Origin of the sequence: Victivallis sp., from assembly GCF_048170485.1 — a bacterium.
GTDB lineage: Bacteria > Verrucomicrobiota > Lentisphaeria > Victivallales > Victivallaceae > Victivallis.
In genome coordinates this window covers 1-11,851 of sequence record NZ_DBEXAY010000067.1, presented here as the reverse complement: position 1 = coordinate 11,851, position 11,851 = coordinate 1, and the positions used below count along the sequence as shown (strand labels likewise).

The following is an 11,851-nucleotide window of genomic DNA, read 5'->3' as shown; positions in this document are numbered from 1 at the left end:
AACGCGGTGATCCAGCAGTGGCTGCGGCAGCATCCGGAATGCCAGGAAGCAGGCTACAGTTTTTCCGATCAGGTTGCCTCCGGCGGGGAGCTGCAGCTTTCGGTCAGAGATCCCCATGCCAACCTCTATTACAACCCTTATCAATACTGGCAGGTGCGGGATGAAACCACGAAAACAGATGTTCCGGCGGAATCCGGCTGGACCCTGGACCGGGAGAAATACACCGTCACCGTGAAGAACACCATCCCCGGGCACCGCTATGCGGTCTACTACTTCGCCCGTCACGGGACCGGTCTGAATCTCTCGCTGCAATCCGAAGAACAGGTCGCCCGCTACTTGGCCGACTGGGAGAAATTCTGCAGGGAGAATCAGGGAAAAATCCTCTTTCACCACATGGACGGCTGTTTCCACTATTTCACCGGCAAACGGATGAAATGGTGGGAATTCTGGGGATACAACGGCTGCAACGCCAATCCGGCGGCGCAGAAGGCATTTGAAGAATTTTCCGGGATGAAATTCCGTCCGGCCATGCTGTTCGCCTCGCTGGACGGCCCGGCGATCAACTACACCCCGACGCCGGAAATCCGGGCGTGGATGCGGTTCAATCAGCATCTGGTCACCGGATTCATGAAGAGAGTTGCCGACATCGCCCGTCAGAACGGCATGATGTACCAGTTCTACTGGGGCGATAAACACCTCGGTTTCGAACCGGATCTCGATGCATTTGAGAAAACCGGAATCCAGTCCATCGCACGGCCGCTTCAGGACGCGGTCGATGTCCGTTCCATGACCGAACAGAACGGGAAGGCCCTGACCTCCGGGCGGCTGGAGTGGCTTTTCGCCCACATGGTCAACCGTCCCGACTCCATCGCCAAAATTCTGGACAACTGGCAGAGAAACCGGCGGGGCGAACTTTTCCGGATTCGCGACATGCACTATTTCGCCGAATTCGGTCCGGTGTTTGCCTACGGCGATGCGGCGACGCAGGATCTGTACATGCGCATGTTCCAGCGGATCAATGAAGAATTTCTGCTGATGTACAAATATATGCACGATCAGAAGATTTTCACCCATGACCTCAACGTTTACGTCATCAACGAGTGGGGCAGACAATATTCATGGCGCCCCTGGCGGGATCCGTTCCTCCGTCATTTCACCGACATCCCGGTCAACATGAAGTGGATCAGTCTTCGGGAAATTGCGGAAAACGGCGTGCCGGAAGATGCCGCGGTCCTGCTCAATTACGGCGACCGGGGGAGCGCCTGGGTGGGAACGGAGAGCTGGCGGGATCCCCGGCTGGCCGCCAACATCCGCAACTTCGTCAAGAACGGCGGCGGCTTCCTCGGCTGCGGCAGTGCCGCGGATTATCAGGGAAAAAACCAGCTGGCCGATGTACTCGGTTTCGAATACGTTCCGGGCCCGGGCGGAAACACGTTGAATCCGACGGCCGCCGGAGAGGCCTTTCTGGCCAGATCCATTCCGGGAAGTTTCTCCGGGGAACCATTCCGGTGCGACCGCAACATCCTGCCCGCGCCGACCTTCACGCTGCTGGCTTCCGCGGACGGAAAAAATCCCGTCCGGCCGCTGTTCGGCGAAAACAGGTATGGCCGGGGACGCAGCGTCTACCTTTCGTTTCAGAGTAACGATCCGGAATATGACGATCTCATCAAACGCGCCATCTTCCGGGCGGCGGGGCGGGAGAAAGAGCTGTACCGGCTCTACTCCGGCAATCCGGCGATTCAGCCGTATGCGTACCCGTCGAGAAATCTCGTTGTGCTGAACAACGATACCCGGAAGAAACAGGAGACCCTCCTGCAGCTGGACACTGCAATCTATCCCGCCCTCGGCGGGAAGATCCGGATCATCAACCTGATCGACCGCAGGCCGACAGGGAATTATACCCGGGAAGAGCTCGCCCGCGGCATTCCCTTCGTGATCGACGGAGGCACGGCGGAATATTTCCTCCTGGAAAATCAGTGAGATGACCCCATTCAAAAAAACGGAATTTCCGTCTGCGGCGTCCGAGCCCCCCTCCCCGTGACGCCCCGGCGGAATTCATTCGACAGGAGATTGTTTCATGTTTTTTCTGGACTGGCTCATCATCTGGATTCCCATTCTCGTGGTGATCTATGCCGCACTCAGGACGCAGAAGTATGTGAAAGGCGTTGCGGACTTTCTCTCCGCCGGCCGGGTTGCGGGCCGCTACGTGGTTTCCGTCGCCAGCGGCGAGGCCGCCATGGGGCTGATCAGCGCAGTCGCCCTGCTGGAGATGTATTACAACTGCGGATTCGCAGTCTCCTTCTGGGGAACGCTGTCGCTCCCGATCAGTCTGGTGTTAAGCCTGGTCGGATTCTGCACCTACCGTTTCCGGGAGACCAGATGTATGACGATGGGGCAGTTTTTCGAGATCAGGTACAGCAAATCCCTGCGGGTGACCGCGTCGGTCATCCAGTTCATTTCCGGAATCATCAACTATGCGATCTTTCCCGCGGTGGGGGCGAGGTTTCTGATCTATTTTCTCGACCTGCCCGTCTTTCTCAATCTCTTCGGATGGCATTGCCCGGTCTTCGCTCTGGTCATGGCCGTGTTTCTCGGTCTGGCTCTGTGGATCGCCCTTGCCGGCGGACAGGTCACCATCATGGTCACGGACTGCGTCCAGGGGCTGCTCAGTTACCCGATGTACGTCATCGTCGTCGCCTACATTCTCTACCGATTCTCCTGGAGCGACGAAATGATGCCGGTGCTGATGGCGCGGGCGCCGCACGAGAGTTTTCTCAACGCCTTCGATGTGGATCATCTGCGGGACTTCAATCTCTTCTACATCTTCGTCGGCATCTGCGGAATGTTTTTCAACCGCATGTCCTGGGGCGGAACGATGGGCTACAACGGCGCGGCGAAATCCCCCCACGAAGCGAAGATGGGCGGTTTGCTGGGCACCTGGCGCGGCGGCTTCAGTTCGATGATCTTCATCCTGCTGGCGGTGGTGGCGCTGACCTATATCAACCATCGGGATTTCGCCGGAGAGTCCCGCAATCTGCGCGTTCAACTGGCCTCCAAAACGCTGGATGACATCATGCCGGAGCCGAAATATGACGCGACCCGCGCGAAATTGAAAACCATCTATGAGAATATCCCGATCCGCACACAGTACAGCGGGAGCTACACCTGCCACGAGGAGTTTGAAAAAGAGAACGCCGATCCCTACATCAAGGCGACGACGGCGGAGCTGAACCGCGTTCCGGAACTCAAAAAAAGCGTCCAGTCATTCCGCACGATCTACGGCCAGATGCTCGTTCCGGTCGCCATCCGGGACATTCTCCCCATGGGCATCACGGGAATCTTCTGCGCACTCATGATCTTTCTCATGGTCTCCACCGACACCACTTATATGCACTCCTGGGGCAGCATTCTGGTGCAGGACTTCATCGTACCGCTCCGCCGGAAGGCATTCACGCCGGCGGAACAGATCCGGGCCCTGCGTTACGCCATCACCGGGGTCTGTCTCTTCGCCTTCCTCTTCAGTCTGTTTTTCGCTCAGATCGACTACATTCTCATGTTTTTTACCATCACCGGAGCCATCTGGGCCGGCGCGGGCGTGGTGATCACGCTCGGGCTGTACTGGAAACGCGGCACCACCGCCGGAGCCTATGCGGCGCTCGTTAGCGGAGCCGTCATTGCGCTTTCCGGAATTCTGGCCCAGCAGTTCTGGGCCTCCCATCTCTATCCGCTGCTGCAGCGGCTGAATCTGGTCGATGCGGTAGGAAAAGTCCTCTACGACCTCTCTTCGCCGTTCCACCCCTACATCGTCTGGACGATGGATGCGCACAAGTTCCCGATCAACTCGGCTGAAATCAGCTTTCTCGCCATCGTGACGACGGTACTGCTGTATGTCGTGATCTCTCTTCTCACCTGCCGGGAGCCGTTCAACATGGATCGGATGCTTCATCGCGGAATCTACAGTGATTCCGGCAAAGTAGTCGAAAAGAGTTCTCTCCGGTCGATCCGGCAATTTTTCCTGCTGAAGATTCTCGGCATCGACAGCCAGTACAGCCGCGGGGATAAAATTCTCGCCTGGTCGGTCTTCCTCTACTCCTTCGGCTACGCCTTTGGACTCTGTTTTCTGGCGGTGGTGGTATGGAATAAATTCACCCCCTGGCCGCTGGAGTGGTGGGGGCACTATTTCTTCCTCAAGAATCTGCTGGTGGCGGGACTCATCGGCATCATCTCCACCTTCTGGTTCGGAATCTGCGGAACGAAGGATCTGTTCCGGCTGTTCCGCGATCTGGAGGCGAGAGAGAACGACGTCCTCGACGACGGCCGCGTGGAAGGACACGTCTCAACCGCCGACCTGGCGCACATGAAGCAGATAGAAGCGGAGACCAATTCGATGCGGAAAGATTCCGCAGCGTCGGGGAAATAAGCTCCCTGCCCGGGGAGGATGCCGGCGGAACCGGAACACACTCCGATTCCGCCGCCCTTTCCTCTGCCCGGGCGGGTTACCTTGCCGCCCAGAGGGCGCCGCGCACCATGATCTCCAGGCTCTGCGGCGACCGGCGGAAATCCTCCGCGACGTGTCCGAGCGAGGAGTAGAACACCTTTCCTTTTCCGTAACGGCGCTTCCAGACCACCGGCATGACCGTGCCGTCGATCCAGGGACAGACTGCGCCGTTGAACCGGGTGACCGCCAGCACCTCATTGCCGGGATCGACCTGCATGTAATACTGTTCGCTGTGCATGTCGAAGTCGCCGATGCCGTCGACGATCGGATCATGACCGGTGATCTCCACCCGGTAATCGATCACGTTCCCCGGATGCGCCACCCACTGTCCGCCGGTCATGAACTGATACTCCGTATCCTGCCGGAACGCGTCGCACATGCCGCCGTGCCAGCCCGCCAGCCCGACGCCGTTCAGAACCGCCTTCCGCAGCGCGGCGCTCCCCTCCGGAATCAGCGTGCCCATCGTCCAGACCGGAAGGATGAGATCGTACTTCGTCTCCAGTTCCGGCTGAAGCAGGCACTCCTGCTGATCGAAAATCTCCACCTCCATGCCGCGTTTCCGCAGCTCTCCCGCCACCAGATCCGAAGTCTGCACCGGTTCATGCCCACTCCAGCCGCCGCGGAAAATCAATGCCCGTTTCATTTTTCCATCTCCTGTTTTTATTCCGGATGCCTTATTGAATCAATCCAGTTCACCGAAGGTCAATCCGAGCGGCAGCGGCGCCGGACGGTCACAGCTGCTTTCGAGCATGACGGCCCGCTCCTCCCGCCCCGCTTCGATGATCGAACACATCACGTCGAGCACATGGTACGCCAATGCGCCGGAACAGCGGTGCGGCCGCTTCGTCTCGATTCCCTTCGCCATGTCGGCCAGCCCCAGGCTTCGCATGTTGTCGTTGTACAGGAAGGGGTTGTCCGCCATCGCCCAGTCGGCGCAAAGTCCTGCCTTGAAGAAGCGGATTCCGCCGTTGAAGGTGTTCGGGTCGGGGATGTGCAGCGCCCCCTCCGTGCCGTAAAGTTCGATGTCGCAATAGGAGCTGTGCTTCCAGACGTCGAAACTGGTAATCAGCGTGATGACCGCGCCGGAGACGAACTCCAGAATCGCGGCGATGTGGGTATCGACCTCCACCGGGAAGGTTTTGTTCACGTTGACCTTGATCCCCGTCCGGCAGTCGGTCGAGCGGGTGTTGACCGAAACCACCTTGCGGACCGGACCGAGCATGTTGACCAGCGCCGTAATGTAGTACGGCCCCATGTCGAAAAGCGGTCCGCCCCCCTTGAGGTAGTAGAAGGCCGGAGCGGGATGCCAGGATTCATGCCCATGACAGAGCATGAAGGCGGTTCCGGCCACCACCTTGCCGATGAGTCCGTCGTCGATCAGCTTGCGGCAGGTCTGGTGGCCGCCGCCGAGAAAGGTGTCCGGCGCACAGCCGGTGCGCAAATGGTTCCGCTCCGCCAGTTCGAGAATCTCCTTTCCGGACTCCCGGTCGAGGCCGAACGGCTTCTCCGAATAGACATGTTTCCCCGCCTCCAGCGCCCGGCGGTCGATCTCCGTGTGCGACTGCGGTGTGGTCAGATTCAGGACGATGTCGATCGCAGGATCCACCAGCAGCTCCTCCACCTGGCGGTCAAGGAATATCTTGAATACTGGAACCATTATCGTCCCCATGCCGGGCTTGGCGGCAAAATGGTCAAACCGTATCCGCAGGATATGAATGCCCCGGTCAGAGAGGTTTCATTTCTTGGTGGCTTGCTTCACGGTTATCGACGGGAACCGATGGCGGCGTGAACGTGAGAAATTTATGCACCCCCGTTACGCGCGCGTGAGGATTTTCGCTCTTGTCAGAAAAAATAGGGATTTTATGACAGTCTGCCAGTCTGATTTTTTCGTATGACAGGTCATGAGTAGAGGTCGTAAGTTCGAATCTCTTTTCTACCATTTTCGCGATGTTCAAACTCTTTTTGAGGCAGAATGAAGTTCAAGTTTCTCCCGGAGAATTTTTCGAGAAGTGAAAATGCTCCACCATATCGGGCGGTTTCTGCGACTGCCCGAACAGCACGAACGGAAACGCGCGAATCAGGAACGTCACCGTCGCCATCACCGCGATCATCCAGAACACATGGGCCGAACCGGTCATTGCGCAGCCTCCGTTTCCACTGCCTCAAGACGGCGGCGCAACACCAGCAATATCCCGATAATCAGGAACATGGCGGGCATCAGCATCCTTGCCGGGCCGAACACCAGCATCGCCGTCAATGTGGCCCCGGCGCCGATCAGCGCCGGAATCCGGTTTCTATTCTCCATGCACTGCTCGGTCAGAATCACCAGAAAAAGCGCGGTCATCGCGAAATCGATTCCCCTGGTATTGAAGGTCAGCAGCGGGCCGGCGAACGCACCGGCCACGCCTCCGATGATCCAGTAGAGATGATCCAGAAAGCCGATCAGGAACATGAACGTTCCCCTGTTCACTTCTCCGGGACGTTCGTCCTGCACCTGCAATGCGTAGGTTTCATCGGTCAGGGCGAAGATCATGTAGAAACGCTTCCAACCGCATTTGCGGAAGGCTTCAATCAGGGCGAGGCCATAGACCGAATAACGGATGTTGATCAGCAGCGACATCACCGCGGTTTCGGCCAGCGACATGGAACCGGCGATCATCCCGACCGCCGCGAACTGCAGGCTGCCGGAAAGGATCGTCACGCACATGAACAAAGCCCACCACGGCCCGTAGCCGATCCGGTTGAGCAGGATGCCGAAAGCGGCGCCCATCGTCGTATATCCCATCAGCACCGGCAGCGAAACCACGAATGCCGCCCGCTAGGCCTGGGCGGTCATTCCGGAAGAAGCGTGTTTCATTTCAATGAAATTCCCAAATAAGGTCATTAATATAGCGCACCTTCCGTATTTTACCAATCAATTTCACAACATGGTCAGCGGGTCAGCAGATAGACCATCACCCCGCCGGGCCGCGAAGCGGTATCCGCCGTGAAGCGGAGCTTGCCGTTTCCATAAGCCGACGGGACGGCGCCGTTCGGAGAGCCATCGAACTTCAGCGCCTCGACTTTCATCTCCGGCAACGCGAGTTCGACGTCGGCCCGGCACTTTTCGAGCAGGATCGGCAGCTGCCCCCAGCTTTCGAGCAGGTTGCGGCGCTCATTCGCAAACTTCTGCTTGGTCGCGCCGAGGTTCGGCATCTGGATGAACAGGAGCTTTTCGCTTTCGGCCAGCTTCTTCCCGTCGAGTGACAGCAACGCCGCCGTCTGGTAACGATCGGCTCCGGAAAGTTTCATCACTTCACCGGACATATCGCCGGAGAAGGTCATCACTTCGCACTGCGGAGCGACGATCTTCACTGTTTTCGCCTTCGAATCAAGCGTGATCTGCCCGCCTGCGCTCGTGATGACTCCGGTCTTCCCGAGCTTGTCGAGAGCGGCGCGGGCGGCGGCTGGAAGCCGTTTCTCCCAACCGGCATTGAGCGCATCGACCTTCCGCACGCCGGGGAACGAAGCGGCGGCGCCGAGCGTGCCGATCCGGCCGTAGAGGCCGAGTTCGGTGAACTCTGCCGGATAATCGCCGTCATCCTCCGGTGGACCTGCGAGCCGGCGAAGCTGCCCCGACGTACAGGTGAAAGCAAAAGCAGGTTTCGCCGCCCGGATATATTCACGCATGAAGAGAAGATTGATAATGCGTTCCGCCAGCTGCGCCTGCGGATCGTTGACGATATCAAAACCATACGGCACATCGACCTTATCCATGTTGTAACGCCCGTGCGACCAGGCGAACCGATAGAGGGCGTCCCAATCCTGCAACCCGGCATAACCGCCGATCAGCGGCGCCGCTTCGCCCCGGTACGGGTTCGGATTGCAGAAGTTGAATTCAGTGACGGTGTACGGTTTGCCGAAAATCCGCGCCGGCATCAGATACCGCGGATGTTCCGCGCGATTTGCGATGGATGATTTATTGGAAAACGCATACGGCAAGTGCCATTCCCGCACCGGAAACCAGGGATGATCCCAATACTGATGATTGTCCACGAAATCCAGATGCTCACGTACTTCATTCATCGTGAACTTGCTGATCATATTGAGATCGGTAACCAGCGCAACCAGTTTCAGCTCCTCCTTCAGGAACCGCTTCTGTTCTTCGATGCTCCTGATCTGAAGATCGTTCAGGAACTCAATGAAGAGGCCCCCGCGTGAAGTGCGGTTCTCCGGTGTGTCAAGCCCTTTCTCTTTCAGGTATTCGACATATCTCTCCTCGAAAAGCGGGATAAGCGCGGGATCCCATCCCCGCCAGATGATGACCAGAGGATTTTCGTTCACAAGATTCAAAGCATAGAGTGCCGGATCCTCCGCATAAGTCAAACCGGTATAGGGATTTCGGTGGGTCAGCAGCCGCCGGGCGAATTCCTTCCAGTTATCCATCGCCGATTTGCTGAGCGGAATCAACCTCTTCAAGATGAATTTCTCCGGACTGGTGCGTCCTTCAAGTTCTTTTATGTGGTCCCCCGGCTTCAATTCGCGGCTTGCATAAAGATCCAGACAGGAATAAATTCCATGTTTTTTCAGTTCCGCAAACAGGTAATCAAGTTGATCGAGTGCCCGGGAATCAAAAGTCAGAGAGTCTGGTGCATTCGGATCGATAAGTCCGTTATCAAAATGATGAAAGCGCACGGTGTTATAGCCGAGCCGGGTCGCCTTGGTCACGAAATCATCGGCAAGCTCCTTGCTGAGATAGTTTGCTGTGCCGACCAGATTCGGCCCGAAAAAACGGATCCGCTTTCCCGGCGCGTCACGAAATGAGAAATGTCCGGTCTGGTCGACCACTACCGGTCCGTATTTGCCGGCCGGAGCATCGAGATAGCCCGAGAAATCAAGCGGAGACCCCGCCACGGTATTGCCGTTGTATTCGACCGGCAACCAATCCTTGTCTGCAACAATATACGGCAAAGCTTCGGGCCGTCGGAGATTCAAACGGTACTCTCCGAGTGTGGCGCCGACAATCATCCAGACTGAACCGCTGTCTGCTGCCGCCTTGAAGGTCAACTTTACCGGAGCAGCTTCGACAGGAAACTGTGACAGATAGAGACCGACAAAGGTCTCAGCATTTTCTCCCGTCCAGGCGACAACACCGTTTGCCACTCCATACGGTTGCCACCAGTTGCCGACATCGCGGCCGGCAAGCACCGGGAACTCCTTGACGCTGCCGTCGGCATACTCCGCAACAACCATACCGACCGGCATAGATGCATTCGGCGTCCAGGCCGAAGCATGCAACAAGTACAGATACCTGCTTTTTTCGCCGCTACTGTCAAGCGCGATACTCTTCTCCATCGGAAATTTCTGCTGCCGGGAAGATAACACAAGACAGGAACGGCCATCGTTGCGTTCCGGATTGACGATATCAAAATCGACGCCCAGAGCGGAAAAACGACCGGACTTCATCATGCGCAAATCGTTGGTCGGTCCCTGGTCGGTCCAGCCGCCTTTCCCGTCGTTGAGCTTCTCGTCTCTGAATCCCATATTGAACACATTTCTCAAATCAACGGAGGCTGTGTACGGCGTCTCAAGTCGTATGCGGATTTTTAAGGAGGCGTCGTCAATTTTTCCGGCGGACGGAGTCGCTCCGATCCGGAATATAAAATATTGATTGCCCCATTTCCGATCATCCTGGATCAGCAACATGAAATCTCCTTCAACCGTGACAATCCTTCCGTTGCTTCCGAATCGGAGCGAACGGGCATTCCCGTTGAAGATACAGCTTTCTTTGCATACTTCCGGCAACTCTATTTTTCGGCCATCGACTATGACGTCTCCCGGTTCCGCCAGCGGCATGTTCATAGTCAAAGCGAGCGCAGAGGTTTCGACAGGAGAAGCAGCCTTGAAACGGGCATGATAGGCAACACCGTCCGGAACTGCGACTGCCGAAATCTTCGTCCGGAACCCGTTCCATACGCCGGAAGTTTCGAACGAGTCGGAACCAAAGCGCGGAAATCCCGCATCCATCTTGAAATTGCCGCCGTCAAGGACTTCAGCATGCCAATCCGGTGCGTACCAGTTCCAGCGAAGTACGCGCGTTCCGACTCTCAAGTTTCCGCAATCGTCGATTGCGGGACAGGCCGGCAACGTTTCGCCGGAAACGGCAGGCAGCAATCGGAAATCGGCTGTGAGCCGCCAGTTTGAAATCTCATTTTCCATCCCTTTCGGCATCAGCCGGATGGTAAACGTCTTGAGGTTGAAAGCACGGTTATCCTGAATATAGACTTTGAAATCGCCACTGATCCGAATTTTCCGTTCCGGCAATCCAATCATGACGATTCCGGCCTCACGATCAAAAATGCCCGGTTCTGCCGCTTCTTCCGGCAAGCTGATTTCATCTCCATCTACATTCACAGCGAGCCCGGGTTCCCCAACCGGAATGTCGATTGCCAGTGCCAAAGTGTCTGTCGCAATCGGAGTCGCCGCTGTAAGCATGTAGTCGCACTGAAATGCCTTGTCGCCGCTTGCCGTCACCGTCTCAGTCACTTCAAACACATTGTCCGAACCTCCGGCCGGAAGTTTCCCGCGAAGTTCATAAGTGCTGTCGGATCGTTTCAACACCTTCGCCTCCGGTTTCAGGCTTGATTGATCGCTCCCCTGCCAGCCCGCCCCGAAGTGTTGAAGAAAGAACCGCACAGAATCAATTTCAAATTCTCCCTGCGCCCCAAACCGAAGCTCTTCCGGCAATCGATCAACCGCCGAAACGCCGGCCCAGCCAAGTATCATCAACAATACCATCAACCGTTGCATCGTCATCATATTCCTTTATAACTCATCAATTTTTGCCATTCCATCATCACCACGGCCATTTTCATAATCCGCAGCACGGACTTTCTGCGCAGAACCATCTGCACGAAAAAGCGGAGCCTCCCAATTGGGATGAACAAGAAACGAGTCAAAAACTTCAGGCGCTATATTCATCAACGTCGTCCCTCCCGAACAAATAATCAGCATTTGCCGCGAGAGTTTGCTCATTGGCTTACCCAAACCGGTATATCCGAAAGCAGTACAGACCGGGCCGCTCTGGCTGTCGCGCATGTAAAAATAATCGCAGCGTTCTTTGGATGTATGCGTCCAGCCCTCTCCGGAAGTGGGCAAAAAAGGACAGGCGAAAAGTTTTGAACGAAGATCGCCTTCTGCCGGCTTAGAACCTATCCCTAAATAACAGCAAGTTTTCGATAAATTATAACCGTTGCGGCAAGGTGTAGCAAAGCTTCATATGACGAGTTGCTCTTTTCATATCGAACGAGCAGTTTGCGAAATCTGTTGAACCACGAATGCGCAACCTCAACAATCCAGCGTCTTGCTTTACAA

9 protein-coding genes are annotated in these 11,851 nt (G+C 56.6%); 2 read left to right on the top strand and 7 right to left on the bottom strand.

Features of this window, described 5'->3' with window-relative positions; all coding sequences use genetic code 11:
- Positions 1–1,980, top strand: a 1,980-nt coding sequence (locus tag ACMLHG_RS03565; RefSeq protein ID WP_417169576.1) for a lacto-N-biose phosphorylase central domain-containing protein, incomplete at its 5' end; no start/stop codon positions are given.
- Between the two features lie 97 nt (positions 1,981–2,077).
- Positions 2,078–4,420, top strand: a complete 2,343-nt coding sequence (locus ACMLHG_RS03560; protein WP_294437452.1) for a sodium:solute symporter family protein — start codon at positions 2,078–2,080, stop codon at positions 4,418–4,420.
- A gap of 76 nt (positions 4,421–4,496) precedes the next feature.
- Here the strand turns inward: ACMLHG_RS03560 and ACMLHG_RS03555 are convergent, their stop codons facing one another.
- The 7 genes from ACMLHG_RS03555 to ACMLHG_RS03525 all read right to left on the bottom strand — a co-directional run.
- Positions 4,497–5,141 (bottom strand): ThuA domain-containing protein, encoded by a 645-nt coding sequence (locus ACMLHG_RS03555; RefSeq protein WP_417169575.1) that lies wholly within the window; start codon positions 5,139–5,141, stop codon positions 4,497–4,499.
- Positions 5,142–5,180: 39 nt separating this feature from the next.
- Positions 5,181–6,155, bottom strand: coding sequence for a Gfo/Idh/MocA family protein (locus ACMLHG_RS03550; RefSeq protein WP_417169574.1), 975 nt, complete (start codon positions 6,153–6,155; stop codon positions 5,181–5,183).
- 322 nt (positions 6,156–6,477) lie between these two features.
- Positions 6,478–6,636, bottom strand: a complete 159-nt coding sequence (locus ACMLHG_RS03545; protein ID WP_417169573.1) for an AzlD domain-containing protein — start codon at positions 6,634–6,636, stop codon at positions 6,478–6,480.
- On the bottom strand, positions 6,633–7,304 hold the full coding sequence (locus ACMLHG_RS03540; RefSeq protein ID WP_417169572.1) for an AzlC family ABC transporter permease: 672 nt from the start codon (positions 7,302–7,304) through the stop codon (positions 6,633–6,635). The genes ACMLHG_RS03545 and ACMLHG_RS03540 overlap by 4 nt, the downstream gene beginning before the upstream one ends.
- 125 nt (positions 7,305–7,429) lie before the next feature.
- A complete protein-coding gene (locus tag ACMLHG_RS03535) occupies positions 7,430–11,287 on the bottom strand; it encodes a hypothetical protein (protein ID WP_417169571.1) in 3,858 nt (1,285 codons plus the stop codon).
- A gap of 15 nt (positions 11,288–11,302) precedes the next feature.
- Entirely contained in the window at positions 11,303–11,575 is a 273-nt protein-coding gene (locus tag ACMLHG_RS03530) for a hypothetical protein (protein WP_417169570.1), read from the bottom strand.
- A gap of 119 nt (positions 11,576–11,694) precedes the next feature.
- Positions 11,695–11,851: transposase (locus ACMLHG_RS03525; RefSeq protein ID WP_417169577.1), on the bottom strand; the 157-nt coding region annotated here is incomplete at its 5' end.

Bases quoted from the DNA above. Each gene is read 5' to 3' on its own strand.
- ACMLHG_RS03560 (WP_294437452.1), top strand. From the start codon at position 2,078: ATGTTTTTTCTGGACTGGCTCATCATCTGGATTCCCATTCTCGTGGTG.
- ACMLHG_RS03555 (WP_417169575.1), bottom strand. From the start codon at position 5,141: ATGAAACGGGCATTGATTTTCCGCGGCGGCTGGAGTGGGCATGAACCG.
- ACMLHG_RS03550 (WP_417169574.1), bottom strand. From the start codon at position 6,155: ATGGTTCCAGTATTCAAGATATTCCTTGACCGCCAGGTGGAGGAGCTG.
- ACMLHG_RS03545 (WP_417169573.1), bottom strand. From the start codon at position 6,636: ATGACCGGTTCGGCCCATGTGTTCTGGATGATCGCGGTGATGGCGACG.
- ACMLHG_RS03535 (WP_417169571.1), bottom strand. From the start codon at position 11,287: ATGCAACGGTTGATGGTATTGTTGATGATACTTGGCTGGGCCGGCGTT.
- ACMLHG_RS03530 (WP_417169570.1), bottom strand. From the start codon at position 11,575: ATGCGCGACAGCCAGAGCGGCCCGGTCTGTACTGCTTTCGGATATACC.